Below are 23,361 nucleotides of genomic sequence, written 5' to 3'. Positions count from 1 at the left end.
AGCCTCAAATGTCCCAGATAAAAAAGATCACCGCCATCGGCCGCAAGCTGGAGAAGCTCTCCGCCCAGTATTCCCGGCTGGAATGGGTCCAGTATACCACCGGATACGACTTCGGCTCGCAAAAAGCCTACCAGAAGCTGGTCAAAGTATTCAAGGACCAGAAAAACTATCAGGCCATTCTGGATCATAAAGCAATGGCCCTGGAGCCGCTGGATAAACGCCGGACAGAGATCCTGTACAAGGCCTTCAAGCCCTATCACCTGTCCGACGAGATGAACAAGCTGGAGTTGGAGATCCAGAAACTGTCCACCGAACTGTCCAAGGTGCTTAACAACCACCGCTCCAGCCTGGATGGCCGGGAGATCCGCTCCACCGAGATTGCCCAGATCCTGCGCAGCGAGCCGGACCGGGAGAAAAGAAAGAGGGCCTACCTGGCCCGGGCCCAGGTGAACCAGCCGCTGTTCCAGGCCGGGTTTGCCGAACTTATCGGTTTAAGAAAAGAATATGCCCGGCTCTACGGCGCCAAAAATTTCGTGGCCTACCAACTGGAACAGCAGGAGTTGGATGTAAACATGTTCGACCGCTGGCCGGAACAGATAGTCAAATTACTGCCGGCCATGAAAAAGATCAAGGCGGAATACGGTGAAAAATTTATTGGCGACAGCGCCGTCAAGCCTTGGGATGACGCCTATATCAGCGCCCAACTGGCCCCGGAACTTAATCACCGGGTTGACATGTCGGCCTGTTACGATGTGGTTCGGGACTTCTTTTTGAACTTCGGGTGGGACATCACCCTGCACAACATCACCTACGACATCTTTCCCCGCCGCAACAAGTCGGAGTGGGGCTACAATTTTCCCATCCAGACGGCGGTCGATTCGCGGATACTGGCCAACGTGGAGAACCGCTATCACGAATACGGTGTTCTGCTGCACGAGACCGGGCACGCCCTGCACTCCTTTCTACTGAAGCCCCGGGAGGTGCTGTTGAACATGGGGGGCAGCGGTATCGTCTCCGAGGGGTTCGCCAACCTTTTTCAGGATTTCCTTTACGAAGGATCGTTCTTCGGACAGTTCTTCGGCGATGGCCGGGAAAAGGCAGCGGAGAATTTTGCCAATCTCAAACGCTGGGAACGGGCCACCAGGATCGAAGCCGTTCCGGCCATCCTGTTCGATCAGGCCCTGTACCGGGAGAATATAACCTCGATAGACGACGTTCATCAACTGTACTGGAAGATATACCGGCAGATACTGGGCGAGGAGCCTTACGCCGAAGAGCCGCTCTGGGGATTCTGGATCCACCATACCACCCATCCCATCTACCTGCACAATTATTTTATGGGCGACCTGACCTGCGATATGCTGAGGGAGGTGTTCAAAAAGCGCCATAAAACGGATGACATCATGGCCCAGGGTAAAAAGTTCGGCAAATTTTTGCTGGACGAGGTGATCAAGCCCTCCGGGACCTATACCTATCCCGAATTGTACCAACGGATCAGCGGAGAGGAATTTTCACTGAAATACCTGGCGGAATAAAATAACTCAACCCAACCCTTCTCTTGGGAAGAGAAGGGCGAAGGGATGAGGTCGATAAATACGAAAGCCCCCGCCATAGGCGGGGGCTTGGTGTTTTAATAGGGGAGGGTTTAAAACCCTCCCCTACAATTATTGGGGCTGACCGGTTCCTGGATTCCCGATTTCTCGGGAATGACTGACCTAACCCCTACCCCTTCCCGATGCGGGAAGGGAAATATTAAGTCCCCTCCCCCAAAGCATTGGGAGAGGGGAATAGGTCAGTCCAGATATTTCACGCAGATGAGTTTAGTCCGGCCGGATATGTGATGATTGACGAAGGCGGTCAGGGTCTCGATCAGGCATTTTCCGTCGTGGCGGGTGATGTCGCACAGATCTCCAGTGGAGTGCCAGTGATACAAGGCCGCAGATTGGGCCGGCTTCAGGAGAATGCATTCCCCCTCAGGGGCATGGCAGCGGGGGCAGAGGAAGCCGCCCTCGGTCACCGAGAAGACCGGGGCGCCGCTTTTAAGCTCCCGGCGGCATTTGACGCAGGAATCCAGCCGGGGGGAATGCCCCAGGTTGTTGAGGGCCGCCAGGAAAAAGCCCAGCAGTTCGCTGTGGCTTTCCCCGGAGGATGGCAGTGCTTTCAGAAAACCCGAAAGATTTTTATAAAAGGCCAGGTTGGGCGATTCCAAAGCGGTGAGCTTGTAGCCCATCTCCAGGGCCACTGCCGCCGGGTTCATCCGGCCGCCCTCGGCCAGGGCCGAGGGATCCCAGACCACGTCGGTCTCGGAGACGGTGTGCAGTTCGGAATGCCGGCTGCGGTAGAAGACGATCTGGGAGACGCCGCCGGGCTGGAAAGAAGCCCCGAACCTGCTTCGGGGCTTGCGGGCGCCCTTGGCCATGAATTTCATCCGGCCGAACTGCCGGGTGAAGGCGCTGACAATGCGGCTGGTCTCCGACCAGTTTTGGGATTTTAGGATTATGGCTTCGGTGCGTTCGATCATGGGTTAGAACCGTGTTCCTTCAAATATTCGAGGGCGTAAAATAACGCCGAGACATGCAAGGTCTGTCGTATTTGATTATTTTTCAACAAAGCTTTCACTTCTGATAACGGTATTTTCAGTATTTCTATTTGTTCCGAATGGTCCAAATTTGTTTTGGCATTCAAAGTAACGTTTCGAGCCAAAAAACAATGAGTTGTATTGATATGATTTGCCGGGTTTGGAGATAATTTGCAAAGCTCGATGAAATCATCCGATGAATAACCGGTCTCTTCCAACAATTCTCTTTTTGCCGCATCCGTCGGTGTTTTATCAGAAGGTTCAATTATCCCGCAGGGTATTTCCAATATAGTTTGTTTTATGCCGTGGCGGTATTGTTTGGTCAGAATAATTTCATTATCGATTGTTATCGGGACAACATTGATCCAATCCGGGTATTCCAAAATATAATAGGGCTCGATGATGTTTCCATTAGGCATGATGCATGAATCAGCCCGTAGGGATATCCATTTATCCTGTAAGATGTATCGTGTGGATCTGGTTTTCCAATGCATATTCACAATATATACCTAAAGAATTATTTTAAAATCGCAATGCGTATATTTAATTAGCCCAGGCCTTCAGGCCTGGGATTGATAATAAACGAAAATAGTCCCCTCGTAAGGCCGTTAATGGCCTTTTACATTTTGCTTTATCCGCTTTCCCAGCCGTAAACGACTGGGCTAATTATAATCATCGTTTCGTTGTTGTTGTTTTTTATAAATGGATGCTAATTATAGATTTGGTAAAATATACTGACGCTGTGGCTGGTCTCCGCCCGGTTCTTATTTTATGTTTTCCACCAACTGGATCTTTACTCCATCCGGGTCGAGGATGTACAGGAATTTGATGTGGGGGTTGGGCTGGAAGGGCCCGGAATGGATGGGAATGTTCTTGGCCTTTAACACCTCGCTGAATTTGTCCAAGGAATCCACCTCGAAGCCCAGGGAGATGTCTTTGCCGGCGACAATATCGCCGGCCTTTTTATTGCAGATAAGCTCCACCTGCGTTTCCCCGGAGCCTAGAAAGATGATCTCCATGTCGGGGTTGGGGTTCATTTTGCGTTTTATCTCCAGGCCCAGAAGGTCCCGGTAAAATGACAGGGACCGTTCCATGTCCTTTACGTTTATGGTCACCCAGCAGAATTTCATTCTACCACCTTAAATAGTAGTGCTAACGTTTGCGGCTTTGCGAAGTTGGCAACCAACGGGAGCCAATTTGGGCGAAGGCCGAATGGCCGTAGCCGGGTAACCGCTGTTATATGGCATAACCAGCCCATCCCCGTATAAATTAGCCGAAGCCAGGGCAGCGTAGGCGTTTTTACAATAAAGAACTATCATAATTCTTAATAACATTCTTTGTCCATTCAACTATACTCTCATTATTTTCAATAACAAATTCTTGTCCTTTCTTGGCAGAATCAAAATAATCTTGTTTAAAAGAATTTATTGAATGATATGATATCTTTACGCCTTTAAAATAATCCGGCAAATCCCAGTGGCTTTTATTCTCACCTTCTTTTGTTAATACTAATGTCTTGTTATATTTCAGACAACCACAACCTGAAATTCTGTTGTTAAAGCTCAAAGATTCTTTAGCTTCATATATACAATTGTTTTTATCAATTGAAAATTTATTAGCATGAGAATGATATTTTGCCAAATTGGGTAAATCATCATATGATTTATAAATTTGACCGATTTGGAAATAGCCAAAAATTACATGTAAATCAGGAGCATTTTTTATGTATTGGATCCCAGCGTGTGTATATTCTGTTTCTTTAAACCATCCAAAGAATATAAATATATCATCAAGTCCAACATTTTCATTGTTTAAATGCCCTTGAGCACTGCCCATTTGTCCAAACAACCCTTTCCATGAAGGGCCTCTTTTTACCACATCCCTTCTTATATCTGGATCAAGATGGCATGTATAATCTTTTTTTATTTTACTGTTCGGTTTAAGCTTCTTTATAATTTCATAATATGATTTATCTTGATAACGTAAATCAGAAAACTTAAAAACATCATTTCTCGCTGGTATTGGAAGAGACAGTAAGGTTCCATCCGGTAAAATTGGACTTGGCTGACCCCCATAACTTGAATCAAACCCTTTACGACTTAATATAACTTTCATTATTTATTAAACCATGAATGAGGTTGACCCTGCCTTCCTTTTTGATATTTTGACCCCATGTATGATAAAAAATCATTAATTACTTTCGTGTCGTAAGTTCTCGAACCATGACTTGACTGACCTTTCGGGACTTTGGGTCTGATATCATTTGGTATAATTATAGGTTTTGAGCCAAAGTAATAAAAAACATTTGAAACTAAAACATATTTTCCACTTAAATCTTTTCCTTTGTTTTTTTCAGTATGATTATGGTTAGGAATCTGCCTAAAATCCGAAAAAGTTCTTGGTGTTTCAACAAGGGGCATATATATATTATCCCCTCTCTTTTCAATAACTACCTGAGAATCTATATTTGGCTTTCTCTTTTCATGTTTTGGATCGTTCCAATAGTCTTTGAATGATATCTTGTCGGTAACTTTCATCAGATATATTAACTTTTCATCTCCAACTTTTTCACCATTTAATTGGCCTGATGTAAAACCGGCAATCCAGTCACCCACTTTTTTACATTCCCGTATTTTAGGCTTGCATGTTGCTAAGGTTAGAAATCCACCGAAAGGATTTGGAGCAAATCCAGTATCGTGTGTCATTTTATAAGAGAATAATCGTGTTTCTTTCATTGTTTACCTGATACAAAAAATAATTCCTTGCCCACCATGGACGGCGGGCACCCTGTTAAGTTGGGCTGGTTATGTCATATAACATTTGCGGGTTTGCGCCTGTCTGCTTCTGGCGAGAACGTGGCCGTGAAACGGCATTGCGCGTGCTATTCTTACGAGCTGCAAAACCCGTTTGTTAGCTGCCGCCCACCACGTGAATTTGCTACTTCAGCTTGTTGAGTAATTCACCGATCTTAGTATCGAGAATATGGGCAGTCAAATCAGGTCTATCGGGGAAGCCGCGTTTGCCGATAATTTTATTGGGATCGTTAAAACTGATGCCGAAGAACCGATCCGGCTTGTTTTCCTTCTTTGTCTTTACTTGATCCAGCAACTTCTTCATCTCAGAGTCAGTGAGCGCAAGGATAATACTCTTCCAGAACTTTTTCTTTGACTTGATGTTGCTTTTGTTGTTGTAGATGGGGTATAAGCCGAATAGCAAGTATACATCGGCGGTATTCGGTTCGTACCTGTTGAGAAAATTGTTGAACCAAAAATTGTAAATATGGTGCTCGTCTTTCGACTTATTCGGTGGGCTTGGATGAACATATGAACGTGAACTCTTGACTTGGACCCGTAGCACCTTTGAGTTGAGAGTGTTAAGAATAATGAAGTCAATTCCTTTTTGTTGCCGACTTGTAGGTACGAGAACAGCAAATCCATCGTTCTTTTTGAAGAATTTCTGGGTCTGCAAGATTGCTTCATACTCCGAGTAGGGTAGAGCAAATATTCCTTCCATTGTCAATCTCCTATTGGTGGGTGGCGGCTAACTACTGGATCGGCGAAGCGCGTGTATATTTTATTTTAATCGTCAGGTAAAGGTGTATATATCCACAACCCGGGGATAGAATTACGCACCTTGTATGTTGTCACACATTCAGCTTGCCGGGCAATCAAGGCCTCTCAGTGTGACAAGGATAATCCCTAAAATCTATAATCTAAACACTCTTATCTATCGTTCATTCCATCGCCGCCAGCAGGGCGTCCAGCGGCACGGTGGCAAAGTTGCTGGCATAGTCGCTCATGGCGTAAGGAATCACCAGCTCCCGGCCGTGCAGCAGAGCGCCGCAGGTGTAAACCACATTGGGCACGTAGCCTTCGCGCTCGTCCTCATTTGGCGACAACAGCGGCTGGCGCAGGCGGCCGATCACCCGCGAGGGGTCTTTAAGGTCCAGCAAAAAGGCGCCCAGGCAGTACTTCCGCATGGGGCCGACCCCGTGGCTCAGCACTAACCAGCCGGCCTCGGTCTCTATGGGTGAGCCGCAGGTGCCGATCTTGACCATCTCCCAGGGCTGGGCCGGCTGCAGCAGCATTTTGGGCGTCTGCCAGAAGTGGATATTGTCGGAGTACATCAATAAAATATTCTGGTCGTCCTGGCGCGACAGCATGGCGTAACGCCCGTCGATCTTGCGGGGGAACAGGGCCATGCCCTTGTTCTGGACGGCCGGGCCGTTGAGGGTCAGGAACTTGAATTGGATAAAATCTTTGGTCTCCAACAGCTGGGGCAGGGTGATCCTGCCGTCGTAGGCGGTGTAGGTGGCGTAGTAGGTGATGCTGCCGTCCTCGTCCCGGAACATGACAAACCGGGCGTCCTCGATGCCGTTGCTCTGGCTGGGCACCGAGGGAAAGAGGATCCGCTGGGCCAGGTGGCTGGCGGGATCGAACCGCACCTGGTAGTTGGATTCGGCCAGCAGCAGGACGCCTTGGGCGGCCCGGTCGGCCAGGGCGTCGACCGGGGTCATTTTCCGGCGCTCGGCTTTCAGCATCCGGCGCAGGTCGTCCAAAACGAATTCCCCGGGAAGCTGAGCCACCACCCGCCGGCAGAAGTTACTGTGCAGGCCCGCCTCCTGAAGTTTGCGGGCGAAGAGCTCTTTCTGATAGGTGGCGTTGGACAGGGGCTCCGGCTCGGTAACAAAGGGTACCAGCGGCGTCAGTTTGATGCGGTGCTGGGCGCTGACGGTGCCGGTGCGGAAGGTGATGGAGGAGATGTGCCCCTCCCCGGTGGCCCGCAGACTTAAGACAAAACGGAGCGAGCCATCGGGAAGCCCGGCCTGGTTGGGGTGCGGCACAATGGACGGATTGAACAGGGCCGCCGACTCCGGCGAATATTCGTGCGAAAAATAGGATCCGATCAATAACTGTTTCTCCGGCGGGGTTTCCTGCCGGTCCTTAAGATACGCCTGCACCTGCTTGAAGCGGTTGAGGAAGGTCTGCTCGACGTTTTCATGCCGGTCTTTGAACTCGCTAAGCACCGATGCCAGCAATTGGGCTGCCGCTTCAGCGGTAAGGGCCATCACCCGGGCCACGATCCTCCGGGCAATGCTTTTCCGGGCGGGATAGAAGGGCCGCAATAACACCCGGGAACGGTCCGGTGAGATCACCGGACCGATGCGTTTTGCCTGTACCGCCGGAGGCATTATGGCAGGGGCAATATTATCTTTGTGGGAGACGATTATTTTGTTCATCGCTATTCGCCCGACGGTTCTTTGAAACTGCTGAGGGTGCTTTGGAGGGTCTGCATCTCCGCCAGCGCCAGCAGGAAGGCCAGGGTTGACTCGGCCCCCTGGTTTTGGCTGACCCGGTCGACATGCAGGCCGTCGCGGCAGCCCCCGGTGGTGGAATCGTACAAGGCCAGGCCCAGATCGTTCCGTCCCAAAAACCATTCGAAGGCCCGGCGGGCCTCGGCCGCCCAGTACATGTCGCCGGTGGCGGAGTAGGCCTCGATGCAGGCCGATACCGTGGCCTGGGCCTCGATCGGCTGCTGGTCGAACAGGGCCCGGGCCTGATCCTTGGGGAAGAACCCGTTGGAGCCGACCGGCCGGAAGGAACCGGTATCTGAGGTTTGCACCTTGACCAGCCAGCGTAGCGTTTTGAGGCCGATCTCCAGCATCTCGGCATTGTTCATGCTGCGGCCGCTGATGATCAGGGAGTGCGGCAGCTTGGCATTGGTGTAGGAGACCACGTCCTCGAACCATTGCCAGTCTTCGGTGGCGGCATCGGCGTAGCGCTGCATCAGCTTGGCGGTCAGCGATTCCCGGATCTGGCTGGCCCGCCGGTCGCCGCTTAAGCGCCGCAGGTATTCATCTATGCCGATCAGGGCGAAGGCCCAGGCCCGGGGCGAGGTCAGTCCGGGGGCAACCGGCAGGGCCTGTTCGAAGAGCTCCGCCGCCAGCATATGGAAACTGCCGTGGCCGGCATGCCCCATGCAAAGTCCCAGCGCCCACAGGGCATGGCCATGGCAATCCTCCGAGCCGACATCCTCCAGCCAGCGCCGGTCGAAGCTCATGAAATTGCGGAAGCGGCGGGTCTTGCGGACGAAGGCGTGGTTCAAAAAGGCGGAATAGGTGGCGGCCAGCTCGTTGGTGCGCGGCGTGCTGTGCCCCGCCTGCTGAAGCATCAGCGTCAGCAGCAGGGCCCGGGCGTTATCATCAGTGCAGTAGCCCTCGGCAAAATTGGGGACCGTGAAGCTGGCGTGCTGGAATATCCCGGTCGAGTCGCTCAGGCGGTACAGGTGGTCCAGCTTCAGAGCCGGCAGCTGATCGGGCTGTTCGTCAAGGGTCTTGATGGGCGAGGATTTTCGCCCCACGAAGCTGTGCTCCTGGCCGGCCCGGCGGAAGGATTCCACGTAAAGATGTGCCACCCGGTTCCACACCATGCCCCGCCCCAATTGATAGGCGTTCTTACGCATCGAATGGCGCAGCGGTCCGTCGTGCAGCAGGCCGATGACGGCCCCGGAAATGGACTCCGGGTCGCGGAACGGCACTAATTTGCCGCGTTCCTCGGTCAGCAATTCTTTGGCGTGCCAGTAGGGGGTGGACACCACCGCGTTGCCGGCCCCAAAGGCGTAGGCCAGGGTGCCCGAGGTTATCTGCGATTCGGTCAGGTAGGGGGTAAGGTAGATGTCCGTAGCGCCGATGAACCGGGTCAGCTCCTCCAGCTCGACGAAGCGGTTGAAGAACACCACGTGCTTCTGGACCCCCAGCTCCTTGGCCATCCGCTCCAGGCTCAATCGGTAGGACTCGCCCTCCTCGCGCAGGAGGTTGGGGTGGGTCTGCCCCACCACGATGTAGACCGTGTTGGGAAACTCGGCGATGATGGCCGGCAGGGCCCGCAGGGCATACTCGATGCCCTTGTTCGGCGAAAGAAGCCCGAAGGTGAGCAGTACCTGCTTGCCGGCCACCCCGAACTCGTCCTTGAAATAATTGGGATCGGCGAAGGGCATCTCGGGGATGCCGTGGGGAATGAGGTCTACCTTGTCGGCTGGCGCCTGATAGACGTCCAGCAGAAACTCCCGGCCCTTTTCGGACATCACCACCAGCCGGGTGGACAGCCGGATCAATTCGCGCATCACCCGCCGCTGTTCGAGATTGGGCTCGCGCAGGATGGTGTGGAGCGTGGTGACGATGGGCATCCGCAGCTTGTGCAGCAGGGCCAGCAGGTGGCTGCCGGCCGCCCCGCCGTAGATGCCGAACTCGTGCTGCACGCAGAGGACGTCCACATTGGTGATGTTGAGAAAATCGGCCGCCCGCAAATAGGACGGCAGGTCCTGCTCCGCGATCTCGAACCGCACCTCCGGCGGGTAATCGTAGCCGCCCTCGACGTCATTGACCGGAACCACCAGGCACTGGGTGGCGGGGAACTCCGCCGCCACCGAGGTGCGCAGGTCCGTGGTGAAGGTTGCGATGCCGCACTTTCGCGGGAGGTAATCGCCCAGGAAGGCGATCTTGCGAATACCGAGAGGTTTTTTCATTGAATCTATCTTTCCGGGTGGGCCAGTTTCACCCCCGTAGCCTTGTGATGATCGTCCGGGCAGTCGGGTTTGTTATCTCATAGAACGATGATGCCTGGGATTTCGGGATTTTATACACATTACTGAAGAAGATACCCCAGATAATCCTTTTGGCTCTTAAATGTGGTCCCGCCATGGATGAACACTATTTGGTTTTTCTTTTTCATAATCTCAGATTCTTTATACTACCGTCACCCGTTCGGCTTGCCGGGCTCTGATGACATTTTCCCCCTCCTTGCGGGAGGGGGATTAAGGGGGCGGTCGGGGTCCGTTATTCCTTAGATGCTACTGCCTTGGCCGACACCTTTCCCAGCCGTTTGGTCCGCACCGAGATTATCCTTCTCCGGCTGACGTTCTCCACTAGGAACTCCCAAGTCGGGTCGGCCAGCGGCCAGCGCAGTTTATCGCCCACCGTGGGCACCTTCCCGGCGATGTCGTAGATGAACCCCCCGAAGGTCTCGTAGCCCTCGGTGGGGAAGCTGGTGCCCAGGGCCTCGTTCAATTCCTCGATGTCCATCCGGGCGTCTATCCGGCAGGTGCGGTCGTCTATTCTCTTGTAGTGCGGCACCTCGGTGTCGAACTCGTCCCGGATATCGCCCACGATCTCTTCCAGCACATCGTCCAGGGTCACCATCCCGGCGGTGCCTCCGTACTCGTCCACCACGATGGCGCCGTGGGTCTTCCAGGCCTTGAAATCCTCCAGCAGGCTGTCTAATTTTTTGGAGTCGGGCACGAAATGAGCCGGCCGGATGATGTCGGTGATGGGGGCGGAGCGCTCCTTGTTCTTCAGCGCCCGGTTGACGTCCTCGTCGTGGACGAAGCCCACTATATTGTCCACCGTGTCGTGGAACACCGGGATCCGGGAGTGTCCGGACTGGTCCATCAGGCGCAAAGCCTTTCCCAGGGTCAGGTTGTCCTCGGCGCTGACCATGTCTATCCGGGGCACCATGATCTCCCTGGCGGTGGTCTCGCCCAGCTCGAAGATGCCGTGGATCATCTCGGTCTCGGAGCGGTCCAGCAGGCCCTGCTCGTGCCCGGCCCGCAGCAGGGACCGGATCTCGTCCTCGGTCACCAGCTGGTTGTTCTGAACCTTCTTGATACCGAAGACCGACAGCACCAGGTCGCTGGATTTGGCCAGCAGCCAGATCAGGGGCTTGGCGGCCTTGGCCATAAAATTCAGCGGGTCGGCCACAAAAAGGGCGATGGGCTCGGCATGTTTGAGGGCGATGTTCTTGGGGGCCAGCTCTCCGAAGATCAAAGTCACCAGGGAGATGATCACCGTCACCAGGGCCACGGCGATGGGCTGGCTGTTGGAACTGATGAACCAGATGGGGAGGCGGGATATCCATTCGGCCAGTATTTTGTAGGTGCTGACCGCGGCGATGGCGGCGGCCAGAAAGCCCACGAAGGTGACGCCGATCTGGATGGTGGCGAACAGGCGGGAGGGATCCTCCAGAATGTTCAGGATGATGCCGGCCTTGCGGCTGCCGTTCTGGGCCAGCTCCTTGAGGCGGGACTTGCGGACGGAGATCAGGGCGATCTCGGCGGCGGCGAAAAAGCCGTTGAGCATAATAAGCAGGGCGATGAAAAGGACCTCAAACCATAGATTGCTATCCAAAAAAGGACTCCTTGTGTTAAGTTGAATTTTTTGTCGCGAGGATAATGAGGCGTTTTGATTTTTTGATTTGGTCTGAATGTCATTGCGAAAATACATCTCTGCTTGGCAAATGAAGCAATCCACAATAATAATTGTCATTCCCGAGAAATAGGGAATCCAGGCTGCTTTTAAGTCACTAAGACACCAAGCTTCTTTAGTTTTTTGAGATCAAATAACCAGCACCTAATAACCAATATAGATCGCTTCTTTCTTGCGCATCCTTACCGCCTGGCCGGGCTTGATGTGATCATAACCCAAAAGGTGCAGCAGACCGTGGATCATCAGTCTTTTAAGCTCCTCCTCGAAGCTGACCCGGTATTCCCGGGCCTGTCTCCTGGTGCGGGGCAGGGAGATGTAGATGTCCCCCAAGTTGGCGTCGGCCACCGGCGGGGCGTTCCCCTCCAGCATGGCGAAGGAGATGACGTCGGTGACCTTGTCAATATTGCGGTATTTTTTATTGAGCCGCCGCAGACAGGCGCTGTCGGCCAGGATCAATGTCAGGTCGTAATCGGCATAGCCCTCGGCCTCCAGGATCCGGCAGATGCAGCGTTTCAATCCGGCTTCCTTGATAGGGGATGAGTTGTCCAGGCATTCGATGAAAACGGTCATCATGGCAACCGGCAAGTTAAATTTATCTAGTTAACCCTGGGGGTGATTATTCTTGGATTCTCCGCCGTTCTTGGCCTCGGGGTATTCTATCCGGGGATGGAACAGGGCCAGCAGCACCGGCAGGAAAGCCTCGCCGGCCATGTGCAGGTCGTGGAGGGTCAGGTTGGACTCGTCCAGCTCCAGCTCGTTGGCCTTGTCGGCAATGGTGGCCTTGACCATCCGGCGGACCCGCTTGGGATCACGGTCCTTCAAAGACCTGACCGAGGCCTCCACCACGTCGGCCAGCATCACCAGGCCGATCTCCTTAGACTGGGGCTTGGGCCCGGGATAGCGGAAATCCCCTTCCAGCAATTTGCCCTCGGAGGAAAGATTAGCCTTGTGATAGAAATATTTGGACAGAGTAGTGCCGTGGTGCTGGGCGATGGCATCCTTGATGATCTGGGGCAGACGGTGCTTCTTGGCCAGTTCCAGCCCCTCCTTGACATGGGCGGCCACCACCAGAAAGCTCATCTTGGGGGCCAGGCTGTCGTGGCGGTTGACGACTCCGGCCTGGTTCTCTATGAAATAGTCCGGCTTGGCCAGTTTTCCGATATCGTGATAATAGCCCATGATCCGGGCCTGAAGGCTGTTGGCCCCGATGGCCTTGGCCCCCACCTCGGCCAGGTTGCCCACCAGCAGGCTGTGCTGGAAGGTGCCGGTGGCCTCGATGGACAGACGCTTTAAAAGGGGCTGGTCGGGATCGGCCATCTCCAACAGGCTGTAATCGGTGGTGGTGTTGAAGACCGCCTCCAGCACCGGCAGCAGCAGCAGGGTCAACACTATCGACAGGAAGGCGCTGGCCGGGGCCATCAGCAGGGAGTGCTGGATCTGCTGAAAGGTGGACAGCTTCAGGTATTCCATGGCGGCGATGGCCAGGCCGCTGGCCAGGGTGATGGCGAAGAAGCTGGTGATGATGAACTGGAATCGGCTGCGCAGGCCCTTGACCAGGAAGGAGGCCACCGAGCCCGAGGCCAGGGCCACCACCGTGATGGGCAGGCTCAGTTCGGTGACCACCCCGAACAGCAGGCTGGCGGTAACGGCCATCACCGCCCCCAGCGGGATATCGAACATCAGGCTGGTCAGTATCGGGCCCAGGGCCGCCGGGAGCAGGTAGGGGGGGAAATCGGGGCGGGACAGCACCAGCCAGCCGGACAGCACGCTGAGCAGGATGATGGTGGCCAGGATCAGCAGCGAGTGAAAGTTGCGGAAAACCTCCGGGCGGAACCGGATCAGATAAAAGGTCAGGATGCCCAGAAAGAAGCCCAGGGCCAGCAGCCGGGAAAGCAGGGTCAGCACATAATTCCAGCCGCTGCGCCGGGTGACGATAGTGATCTCTTCCAGCTTGAGCTGCAGCGAATTGAGCTTCTGGGCCGTTGGCTGGTCCACCTTCTGGTAGGCGGAAACGATCTTCTCGCCTTTGGCCACCTGGCCGGTGTATTTGGAGACCGACTCCCGGGCCCGGGCCCGGGCCGATCCCACCTCGCTGGTGTCCACCGCCAGGTTGGGCTCCAGTAATTTTGAAGCCACCTCAGCCAGGGCCTTGGCCATTGGCTCGGAATTGGGGAAGGCCGCCTGGCTTTTGACCTTTATCATCAATGGCAGGGATTCCATGGTAAACAACTGGGAGGAGGGAATACGTTTTAGATCCTGCCCCTGCCGCAGCACCACTTCGGATCCCAGCATTTTGGCCTGGCTGTCGCTTAAGGGAAGCACCCCTGGCTCCAGCAGGGAGTGGACTATGTCCTTTAGTCCCTGCTGAAAGGAGTACAGGCCGGGCACGGTCAGCAGCAGATCGGTGGTACTGCGGCTCAGGTTCAGTTTCCAGGACTGAATGACTTTTACCTGGTTGGCGAGATACTCATCCTCCTGGCGGAGGTTGAAAAGCTTGATCAGGAAAAGCTCCACATCGCTGTACAGCTTCCTGTCGAACTCCGGGTTGCGGTAGACGATGGCCAGCACTTGGGAAGCAGCGCTGTCCTGCTGGGCCTTCAGCAGGGCCGGGTCCTTGACCAGCGGGAAATCGAACGGGGCGTGGATGTCCCGCGGGGAGGCCGAGCCGATCTTGAGTTTTATATCGTCGTTGCGGGCCGGGGAGAAAAGATTGGCTATTATCAGCAGAAGGACGCCCGCCAGGGCCACCCTCTTTATCCAGTAGATCTGGAACTTCCTGGATTGGGGGTGCAGCGGCCACAAGTTCCTGGCCAGAGATAATATATTTTTCAGAGATATTTTCATAATCGGTCAGTCGGCCGGGCCTCCTTCGGCTCCGGTGTCCGTTTGCCCGTTGCCGGAATGGTTCTGGTAGGCCTGGATGATGCGCTGCACCAGGTGGTGCCGCACCACATCCCGCTCCCCCAAGGCCACGAAACAGATGCCCTCCACCTCCTGCAGGATGTTGCGGGCTTCGATCAGCCCGGAGCTGTCGTCGCGGGCCAGGTCTATCTGGGTGATGTCCCCGGTTATGACGGCCCGGGAATTGAAGCCCAGCCGGGTCAGAAACATCTTCATCTGGGTCTTGGTGGCGTTCTGGGCCTCGTCCAGGATCACGAAGGAATTATTGAGGGTCCGTCCCCGCATGTAGGCCAGGGGGACGATCTCGATGACATCGTTGGCCAGAAAGCGGTTAACCTTCTCCGGAGACATCATGTCGTACAGGGCATCGTAAAGCGGCCGCATGTAGGGGTCGATCTTCTCCTTGAGGTCGCCCGGCAGGAAGCCCAGCGATTCCCCGGCCTCCACCGCCGGCCGGCACAGGACCACCCGCTCCACCTGCCGTTCATTTAAAGCCGCCACCGCGGCGGCCACCGCCAGGTAGGTCTTGCCGGTTCCGGCCGGGCCGATGGCGATCACCAGATCGCTGCTTTGCATGGCCTCCAGGTAGCTTTCCTGGCCGGGCGATTTGGCTTTGATCAGTTTCTTGAGGGCCGAGAGCCCGGCTGGCCTCTCCCGGGAGGAACCGGCGGCCGGCTGCTGCCGGAGGTCGTCTATGGCGTAGCCGATGTCCCGTTCAGTCAGCGCCGCGCCTGATTCCACCTTCTCCCGCAAACGGAGGATCAGGCTGGTGAGCATCTCCAGCTCCCGGGGCTGGCCCCTGATGATGACCTCGTCGCCCCGGGCGGTAAGCCTGGATCTGAAGGAGTGCTGGATCAGCTTCAGGTTGGCGTCTCCGGCCCCCAATAGGTTGGCAGCGTCTATTCCCGCCAGGGAGATACGCTCGGTTATTTCGGATGTTTCTCTGGTCATGCTTCTATTATTGGCTTCCATTTAAGTTTGCGTTTTGAGATGCAGGTCTGCGTGCCCGGCAACGATTGAGATGCCGGTTTTTTGGGTTAGATAATGTTTGAGGTGCCACCAGTGGATAAAGAACGGCGATGTTTGAAAAGACATCTTTTGGGCCCAGCAATGAGCAAACATTGTTCTGGCAATTTCTGCCAGCAACTCCAACGGTATAACATTGCGTTGTTTTCAACCGGGCATCTCGAACAGTGGTAGACTTAACAGTCACATTGCTCAAAACAGGGCTATCCCGCCTGCTTTGTTGACCAATTAATATAACATACCGCAACCATTTGCGCAAGTGAAAAGCAAGGGCAAAATTATCATTGACATTATCCGCCAAGTGTTTTAAGATATAACTCCTGCCAGTTAAAAATCAGCCACCAATAACACCTTATTATGCAGTATAAAATAGACAAAAAACGATCCGATATCCTGATCAACAGTTTCCGCCAAAAGACCATCCTGGTGCTGGGCGACCTGATGCTGGACGAGTACCTGTTCGGCCAGGTCAGCCGGATTTCTCCGGAGGCCCCGGTGCCGGTGGTGGAGGTCAGTGAGGAGAAATATTTGCTGGGCGGCGCAGCCAACGTGGCCTGGAACATCGCCAGCCTGGGGGCCAAGGTGGTTCCGGTGGGGGTGGTTGGCCGGGACCGTCCCCGCCAGACCATCTTAAAAGAATTCCAGAAACGGAAAATATCCAAGAACGGGCTGGTGGAGGATCCCCAGCGCCACACCACCATCAAGACCAGGATCGTGGCCCATCACCAGCAGGTGGTGAGAGTGGACCGGGAGCACCGGCAGGACCTCTCGCCGGCCTCGGAGGCCAAGGTCATCGCCCGGCTGAAAAAGCTGATTCCTGCTGCCGATGCGGTGCTGATAGAGGATTACAACAAGGGGCTGATAACCGACAGAGTGCTCAAAGCCGCCCTGGATCTGTGCCGCAAGCATAAGAAGATTGTTACGGTGGACCCCAAGTTCAACCATTTCCTGGATTTCCATGGCGTGACCCTGTTCAAGCCAAATGTGCTGGAGACCGAGCGGGCACTGGGGATGAAGATCGCCGGGCCACAGGACATGCTGAAGGCCGGTAAAATGCTGATGGCTAAGCTTAAGACCAAGGCGGTGCTGATCACCGCCGGCGACCGGGGCATGTATCTGATAACCAGCGAAAATAAAAGCGAACACATCCCCACCATGGCCCGAGAGGTCTACGACGTCTCCGGGGCCGGGGACACGGTAATCGCTGTGCTGACCCTGGCCCTGGCGGCCGGGGCCAGTTTCCTGGAGGCGGCTGTTCTGGCCAACCATGCGGCCGGGGTGGAGGTTTCCAAATTCGGGGTGGCCGCGGTCTCGGTGAACGAACTGAAGGAGGCGTTGGAAAGCTGGTAATGGATCTTTTGATAGGGCTTATTTTATATAATATCGTTTTAACGATGGCCTTCCTTCTGGGTTGGCCATATTTGTTGTTGGCCTGCATATTTTCCGGCAATAAAAAGTGGCGCCAGAGGTGCGGGCTGGTTCCCAAAATGCGGGGGAACCCCCTCTGGCTTCATGCCGCCTCCATGGGCGAGGCGGCCCTGATCCCGCCCCTGATCGAAGCCTTGCAAAAAGAGGCTTCGGGATATAAAACGGCCATCTCCACCATGACCCAGACCGGGCAGGACCGGGCGGCCAGGATCAACCGGGGATCGGTCACGTTCTTCCTGCCGTTGGATTTTCTGTTTTCGATCGCCCTGTCGCTGGGCAGGATAAAACCCTCGGCCCTGGTGCTGATGGAGACCGAACTGTGGCCCAACCTGATGTGGCTTTGTTATGCCCGAAGTATACCGGTATTCATCGTCAATGCCCGGCTGTCGGACCGGTCTCTGCCCTGGTACCGTTTCTTCGGATTCCTGTTCCGACCCCTGCTGAACCGGGTGGAATGTATTGCCTGCCAGAGCCCGGAGGATGCGGAAAGATATAAGTCATTGGGGGTCGACCTTAGGAAAATAATCAATGCCGGGAACATCAAGTACGATACCATCAGGCGGCCGGTCAGCCGGGAACAAAAAATGAAACTCAGGGCAGATCTCGGATTTTCACCGGAGGACTTGATATTAGTGGCGGGAAGCACCCGGGAGGGCGAGGAGGAGATCATCCTGAACGCCTGGGCCGGGCTGTCCGACAGGATGAAACTGATAATAGCCCCCCGGCATCCGGAAAGATTTTCAACGGTGGAGCTGATCCTGTCCAATAAAAATATTCCGTTTTCCCAACGTAGCAAACGTGGCAGGTCGGAAGGGGCAAAGGCTGTCCTGCTGTTGGACAGCATGGGCGAATTGATAGATGCCTATGCGGCCGGCGATATCGCCCTGGTGGGCGGCAGCCTGGTGCCGGTGGGCGGACACAATCCGCTGGAACCGGCGGCCCTGGGCCTGCCGGTCATCTTCGGACCCCATATGTCCAACGCCCGGGAGAGCGCCCAAAGCTTGCTGGCTTCCCAAGGGGCCCTGCAGGTCTCCGATGCCGGGGAGTTGAGAGGGACCCTTGAAAAATTATCATCCGACAGGGAATCGATCAGCCATATTGGGGGCCAAGCCATGAAGATGGTGGAGGAGAAGCGGGGGGCATCGGAAAAAGCGGCCAAGATAATCGGGCGGATTATATGAAGAAGTTGCTTTCCGATATATTATCAATAATATTTCTCTGGCCGTTCTCCCTCCTGTACTTTCTTGTCTATCAATTGCGAAGGGCGGGCTATAGGACGGGGCTTTTCAAAACCCACAAAAGCCGGCTTCCGGTGATCTGCGTGGGCAACCTGACCGCCGGCGGCACCGGCAAGACCCCGTTCTGCATCATGCTGGCCGGGGAACTACAAGCGCTGGGTTTTAAACCGGCCATTCTCTCCCGGGGCTACAAAAGAGTGGGGGACAAAGGTTCGGAAATAATCGCCATCAGCGACTGGCAGAAGCTCCTGGCCGGCCCCGACGAATCTGGTGACGAGCCTTTTTTGATGGCCAAAAAACTGCTTAGCAAGGCCATAGTTATTGTTGGAAAGAATCGGAACAGGGCCTCGGAACTGGCGGCAGCGGCGGGTGCCGATGTGATCATTATGGATGACGGTTTCCAGCATTGGAAATTATCCAGGGATCTGGATATCGTGCTGCTGGACGGCAGACGGCCGCTGGGCAACGGCTGGCTGCTTCCGGCCGGGCGCCTGCGGGAGCCGGCCCCGGCCCTGAAAAGGGCCGGCGTCATCATAGCCAGCAGATGCGGGAATAAAGAGGATTGCGAAGGCATAAAAAGGCTGAAGAAAAAACATCATTTAAACCAGCCGGTATTTTACTGCGTGCACAGGGCTGTCAAATTAAGACCTCTGGATCATCAAACGGAAAAAAATGCTGTCAAGCTAACGGCAGGCAGTAGGATGCTTTTGTTCTCCGGCATCGCCCGCCCGGATTCATTCCAGAACAGCGTCAAAGCACTAGGATACGAAATCTCGGATCACATCATATTCGGAGACCATCATTCATATAATCGGCCCGACCTGGAAAGAATCTCCCAGGCGGCCGGCAACTGCGAGGCCGTGGTTACCACCGAGAAGGACGCGGTAAAACTGCCGGCGGGATGGAGCCCGGGGAAACCGCTCTTGGCGCTGGAGATAGATATCTCTTTTAGGCCGGAGGCAGGGAAAGGAAAATTACTTGAAATCATAAAAGGGGCGTTAAAGCGATGACCCTGGAAGAATATCAGAGACTGTCCGACGACGAGCTGTATAAAAAAATATCCCGGCTCAAAGAAGAGCGGGACGCGGTCTTTCTGGTGCACAACTACCAGGTGCTGCCGGTACAAAGGCTGGCCGACTTCATCGGCGACTCCCTGGCCCTGGCCCAGGCAGCGGTCAAGGTCAAGGCCGGGACCATCGTCTTCTGCGGAGTGCACTTCATGGCCGAGAGCGCCAAGCTGCTCAATCCCGAAAAAACGGTACTACTGCCGGACCGGGGCGCCGGCTGCCCCATGGCTGATATGGTCACTCCCGAGGCCCTGCGCCAGGCCAGAAAAAAATACAATGATCCCATCGTTGTGACCTACGTCAACAGCTCGGCGGCGGTCAAGGCCGAGAGCGATATCTGCTGCACTTCGTCCAATGCAGTGGATATAATCAATTCACTGCCGGCGGACAGGGAGATACTTTTCGTGCCGGACAGGAACCTGGGATCTTACGCCGCTAAAAAGACCGGACGAAAACTGATCCTGTGGCCGGGTTATTGTTATGTCCACAACCGCTTCACGGTACAGGATATCATAAACGCCAGAGAGGAACACCCCGGGGCCACCGTCATCGTCCACCCGGAATGCCCGCCGGAGGTGATCGAGCAGGCCGACATGGCGGCCTCCACCTCGGGCATGGTGCAGGAGGTGAAGGAGCATCCCGAGATAGATCAATGGGTGATTGGAACCGAAGACGGGCTGGTGGAGCAGCTGTCCGCCGCCAATCCCCAAAAGGGAATATATCCCCTGGCGGCGAATGCAGTGTGCCGGAATATGAAGATGATCACTCTGGCCAAGGCGGCCTGGGCTTTGGAGAATCAGAAATATGAGATAACGGTCCCTGCCGAAGTGGCTGAAAGAGCCAGGCTGGCGCTGGAGCGGATGCTGGAGGTGTCGGGGAGAAAATGATGAAGAGAACGATTTTTATCGTGGTTGTATTCTTTGCTGCAACTCTTTATGCACAGGGTGTTGATAAAAATATTAATGACAATCCAAGGGTTAAAAGGCCTTATGGTTTAAGTTTTAATCTGGGCGGTCCGACATATGTTGCATCGGTTTCAATGGATTGCTTTATTTTGCCGGTATTGAATGTAGAAGCTGGGGGGGGTATTTGGGGATATTATGCGGGTCCCAAGTACCATTTTAATGGTCAAAAGAAATACAAAGAAGGAACATTATATACTGGATTCGTTTTAACAGCATACCCTCCTTTTATTGATGAAAAGCGTGAAACAGGTTACGGTTACTATATTCCACTCGGAATCAACAGTATTGCTGATAATGGTTATACATTTTCATTAGAGGTTGCATATAATAATCGTTTAGATAAAGGAGAAAATTTTCCGCTATGGTTTTCTCTTAAGTTTGGTTATCATTTCTAATGTGGGTATATTAATAAAATCCTGCTTGACGAAACCATTGGTTTGTGATATCTTTTACTGATTGAATATTAGGAGTTTACAATGAATAAGTGTCCCTTTCTGTCGGTCCACACAACCATCAGGGAAATAAAATACGATTCCGAGGGAAAGATAACCGAGGAGAAGGAAACTCCCCAGGTGGATCTCAGGGATTGCCTGGAGGCACAGTGCGAGATCTTCGACAGCGCGGCCGGAAAATGCTCCCTGCCCACTATCGACAGCAAGATCCAGCCGGCGGGCAGCGGCTCCCCAGCCAGCGAGGAGCAGCTGGCGGTACTTAAGTCCATCCTGGCCGAGACCAAGGAAGCCCGGGAGAATACCGCCGCCTCCCAGCTGCATGTGCTAAAAAAAGCCGAGGCCACCAATGAACTGCTTCACAGCCTGAAAGAAAAAATGTCCTCGGTCGGCGGGGTGGACCTGGGTCCGGTGCAGGACAGCTTGACCGAATTGAAATCATCGCTGGATCAGAACCAAACCAAGTTCACCGACATCCTGGAGTTGATCCTGGAGGACCAGCAGAACCGGGCCGCCCAGGGAGGATTGAAGGATAACCTGGCTCCGATGCTGCAGAGCACTTCAGATATCAAGGAGGCCCTGGTGCTGAACCAGAACAAATTCGGCGATATATTGGAGCTGATCCTGGAGGACCAGCAAAACCGGGCCGCCCAGGGAGGATTGAAGGATAACCTGGCTCCGATGCTGCAGAGCACCTCAGATATCAAGGAGGCCCTGGTGCTGAACCAGAACAAGTTCGGCGATATATTGGAGTTGATCCTGGAGGACCAGCAGAACCGGGCCGCTCAGGGCAGCCGGGAAACAGAACTGCTGGCCGAGATATCCCAGAAGCAGGAGAGAATGGTGGAGGCCCTGGGCCAGGGGTTGAATGCCGACAGCCTGAATGAGGGCCTGGCCAAGATGATGGACAAGTCCGGCGAATACTTGAAATCCCTGAGCGAGGCCGATGCCGTCAGACAGTCCCGCCTGGAGGAGATGGAAAAGCAATTGATCAAGCTGCAGCAGACCATGCAGGAACTTTTGGAGGGCCAGCGCAACGAACAGCGGGACATCAGCAACGAGCGGAGACGTCAGAAGGCCAACGAGCACAACGACCGGGGGGTGATGCTTTTCCACCGCCGGGAGCTGGCGGCGGCCGAGGCGGAGTTCCGCAAGGCCCTGGACATCCGGCCGGATTTTGCCGAGGCCTACAACAATCTGGGGCTGACTATGAGCGATCTGGGCAAAAAAGAGGAAGCGGTGGAGGCCTTCAAAAAAGCCATAGACCTGTCCCCTGAGGCCCCGGAGGCCTATAACAACCTGGGCTGCCTGTACCGCATCAGGAAGGACTATCAGCAGGCGGTGGAGCTGTTCAACCAGGCCATCGCCAAGCGGGAGGATTATTCCCTGGCCTATTTCAATCTGGGTGTGGCCTACGAAGAGCTGGAGAAATTCGAACTGGCCATCAAGGCCTGGGAGAAGGTGCTCAATTTGCAGCCCACCCATGAGGAGGCCCGGAGAAAGCTGGCCTCCTACCGGGCCCGGAGGTAATTTTTATGGACGAAGCCCTGCACAAAATAGAAAAGATCCTGGCCGAACAGAGGCAGCCCTCCCGGATAGATCCCATTCTTCCCCGGAAGACCGCCGTTGCCAAAACGGATGCGGCCATCGACATCGCCCATTATGGAAAAGTTTCGGCCGGAGAGCAGGCACCGGTTCCGGTCAAGGAAGAGATAGTTGTCGAAAGCCCGGCCCCCAAGCCTAAACCAGAATATGTCGACCCGGCGGCCAAGATAGGGGTGGGCGCCCGGGAGTTCAACCTGGATGAGCTGTCATCCGAGGCCATGGGCGGCGAGGTCAGCCCCGACGTGGCCTCCAAGATCGGCACCGGAGGACGGGTTTTTAAACTTGATGACCTGAGCGGCGAGCAGGGATCCGATCCCCTGATGGGGAATGTCTTCAAGCCGTCCAACAGCCGGGAGCTGAGCTTAGACGAACTTTCTTCGGAGCCAGAAGAAAAATAATATGGTAAACCAAAAGCCCCTCCGTTTCGGAGGGGCTTTTGATTTACTAGTAAAATCGTTACTAAGTTTTATATAAAACAGGTTTTAACTGTTACTTTCTTATGACTAAGAAAGTAACCAAAGAAGTCTTCACCGCCCAGTTCCGCGGATAGCATGGCCTACGCCCCGGCACTCATTGAACCAGAACAAGCAGGGTGCACATAACACAATGACTGCTTTATCGGGGCTGAAGTGTAAACCGCTCCACTTAAAGGCGGGGTCCCGGTACCAAACCCCGGGTCGCATCAACGCTGCTGCCTGGCAAAAGCTGCCGTGAAAAATGTTTTGTTTGCGTAAGCCCTGTTTCGTGGTCAAGACATTTAGGCAGCTGGCTATAAAAACTTCCAGGCAGCGGTGCAGCGACAGTTCTCTTTGGAGCTTTCTCTTCAAAGAGAAAGCGGTAAAAGG

At 54.5% G+C, this 23,361-nt stretch carries 20 protein-coding genes; 8 read left to right on the top strand and 12 right to left on the bottom strand.

The genetic code is table 11. From position 1 onward, the window contains the following. Positions 1-8: 8 nt before the first annotated feature. Positions 9-1,535, top strand: a complete 1,527-nt coding sequence (locus KJ869_09620; protein MBU1577449.1) for a peptidase M3A and M3B thimet/oligopeptidase F — start codon at positions 9-11, stop codon at positions 1,533-1,535. Between the two features lie 257 nt (positions 1,536-1,792). On the opposite strand, the gene recO is transcribed toward KJ869_09620, so the two are convergent. The 12 genes from recO to KJ869_09560 all read right to left on the bottom strand — a co-directional run bounded on the left by recO (position 1,793) and on the right by KJ869_09560 (position 15,689). After that, positions 1,793-2,521 carry a DNA repair protein RecO gene (recO, locus tag KJ869_09615; GenBank protein ID MBU1577448.1) on the bottom strand — a complete coding sequence of 243 codons (729 nt, stop codon included), beginning with the start codon at positions 2,519-2,521 and terminating at the stop codon, positions 1,793-1,795. Further along, positions 2,518-2,997, bottom strand: coding sequence for an NUDIX hydrolase (locus KJ869_09610; GenBank protein MBU1577447.1), 480 nt, complete (start codon positions 2,995-2,997; stop codon positions 2,518-2,520). Before KJ869_09610 ends, recO begins: the two co-directional genes overlap by 4 nt. A gap of 345 nt (positions 2,998-3,342) precedes the next feature. Then, positions 3,343-3,708 carry a VOC family protein gene (locus tag KJ869_09605; protein ID MBU1577446.1) on the bottom strand — a complete coding sequence of 122 codons (366 nt, stop codon included), beginning with the start codon at positions 3,706-3,708 and terminating at the stop codon, positions 3,343-3,345. Between the two features lie 169 nt (positions 3,709-3,877). Continuing rightward, positions 3,878-4,693, bottom strand: a complete 816-nt coding sequence (locus tag KJ869_09600; GenBank protein MBU1577445.1) for a hypothetical protein — start codon at positions 4,691-4,693, stop codon at positions 3,878-3,880. After that, positions 4,693-5,313: a hypothetical protein gene (locus tag KJ869_09595; GenBank protein MBU1577444.1), complete on the bottom strand. Its 621-nt coding sequence runs from the start codon at positions 5,311-5,313 to the stop codon at positions 4,693-4,695. The genes KJ869_09600 and KJ869_09595 overlap by 1 nt, the downstream gene beginning before the upstream one ends. 202 nt (positions 5,314-5,515) lie before the next feature. Further along, positions 5,516-6,091 carry a hypothetical protein gene (locus KJ869_09590; protein MBU1577443.1) on the bottom strand — a complete coding sequence of 192 codons (576 nt, stop codon included), beginning with the start codon at positions 6,089-6,091 and terminating at the stop codon, positions 5,516-5,518. A 220-nt stretch (positions 6,092-6,311) separates the two neighbouring features. Then, positions 6,312-7,769 (bottom strand): glycoside hydrolase family 130 protein, encoded by a 1,458-nt coding sequence (locus KJ869_09585; protein MBU1577442.1) that lies wholly within the window; start codon positions 7,767-7,769, stop codon positions 6,312-6,314. Between the two features lie 50 nt (positions 7,770-7,819). Beyond that, the gene (locus KJ869_09580; protein ID MBU1577441.1) at positions 7,820-10,102 is read right to left on the bottom strand and encodes a glycosyltransferase family 4 protein; all 2,283 of its coding nucleotides are present in this window, start codon (positions 10,100-10,102) and stop codon (positions 7,820-7,822) included. A 310-nt stretch (positions 10,103-10,412) separates the two neighbouring features. Further along, the gene (locus tag KJ869_09575; GenBank protein MBU1577440.1) at positions 10,413-11,759 is read right to left on the bottom strand and encodes a hemolysin family protein; all 1,347 of its coding nucleotides are present in this window, start codon (positions 11,757-11,759) and stop codon (positions 10,413-10,415) included. A gap of 222 nt (positions 11,760-11,981) precedes the next feature. Further along, positions 11,982-12,410: an rRNA maturation RNase YbeY gene (ybeY, locus tag KJ869_09570; protein MBU1577439.1), complete on the bottom strand. Its 429-nt coding sequence runs from the start codon at positions 12,408-12,410 to the stop codon at positions 11,982-11,984. Positions 12,411-12,437: 27 nt separating this feature from the next. Continuing rightward, positions 12,438-14,681, bottom strand: coding sequence for an HDIG domain-containing protein (locus tag KJ869_09565; GenBank protein ID MBU1577438.1), 2,244 nt, complete (start codon positions 14,679-14,681; stop codon positions 12,438-12,440). Positions 14,682-14,687: 6 nt separating this feature from the next. Then, on the bottom strand, positions 14,688-15,689 hold the full coding sequence (locus KJ869_09560; GenBank protein ID MBU1577437.1) for a PhoH family protein: 1,002 nt from the start codon (positions 15,687-15,689) through the stop codon (positions 14,688-14,690). Positions 15,690-16,121: 432 nt separating this feature from the next. On the opposite strand from KJ869_09560, the gene rfaE1 reads away from it, so the two are divergent. The 7 genes from rfaE1 to KJ869_09525 all read left to right on the top strand — a co-directional run bounded on the left by rfaE1 (position 16,122) and on the right by KJ869_09525 (position 22,914). Further along, positions 16,122-17,114: a D-glycero-beta-D-manno-heptose-7-phosphate kinase gene (rfaE1, locus tag KJ869_09555; protein MBU1577436.1), complete on the top strand. Its 993-nt coding sequence runs from the start codon at positions 16,122-16,124 to the stop codon at positions 17,112-17,114. Next, positions 17,114-18,373 carry a 3-deoxy-D-manno-octulosonic acid transferase gene (locus KJ869_09550; GenBank protein ID MBU1577435.1) on the top strand — a complete coding sequence of 420 codons (1,260 nt, stop codon included), beginning with the start codon at positions 17,114-17,116 and terminating at the stop codon, positions 18,371-18,373. Before rfaE1 ends, KJ869_09550 begins: the two co-directional genes overlap by 1 nt. Continuing rightward, positions 18,370-19,440 carry a tetraacyldisaccharide 4'-kinase gene (gene lpxK, locus KJ869_09545; GenBank protein MBU1577434.1) on the top strand — a complete coding sequence of 357 codons (1,071 nt, stop codon included), beginning with the start codon at positions 18,370-18,372 and terminating at the stop codon, positions 19,438-19,440. Before KJ869_09550 ends, lpxK begins: the two co-directional genes overlap by 4 nt. After that, positions 19,437-20,384: a quinolinate synthase NadA gene (gene nadA / locus KJ869_09540; protein ID MBU1577433.1), complete on the top strand. Its 948-nt coding sequence runs from the start codon at positions 19,437-19,439 to the stop codon at positions 20,382-20,384. Before lpxK ends, nadA begins: the two co-directional genes overlap by 4 nt. Further along, entirely contained in the window at positions 20,381-20,857 is a 477-nt protein-coding gene (locus KJ869_09535; protein ID MBU1577432.1) for a hypothetical protein, read from the top strand. Before nadA ends, KJ869_09535 begins: the two co-directional genes overlap by 4 nt. Positions 20,858-20,938: 81 nt before the next feature. Beyond that, positions 20,939-22,441: a tetratricopeptide repeat protein gene (locus KJ869_09530; protein ID MBU1577431.1), complete on the top strand. Its 1,503-nt coding sequence runs from the start codon at positions 20,939-20,941 to the stop codon at positions 22,439-22,441. A 5-nt stretch (positions 22,442-22,446) separates the two neighbouring features. Next, a complete protein-coding gene (locus tag KJ869_09525; GenBank protein MBU1577430.1) occupies positions 22,447-22,914 on the top strand; it encodes a hypothetical protein in 468 nt (155 codons plus the stop codon). The last annotated feature ends 447 nt before the right edge of the window (positions 22,915-23,361 follow it).

Source organism: Candidatus Edwardsbacteria bacterium (assembly GCA_018821925.1).
Classification (GTDB): Bacteria; Edwardsbacteria; AC1; order AC1; family EtOH8; genus UBA2226.
The sequence above is the reverse complement of the archived record's forward strand: the minus strand, read 5'-3'. Positions and strand labels throughout refer to the sequence as shown.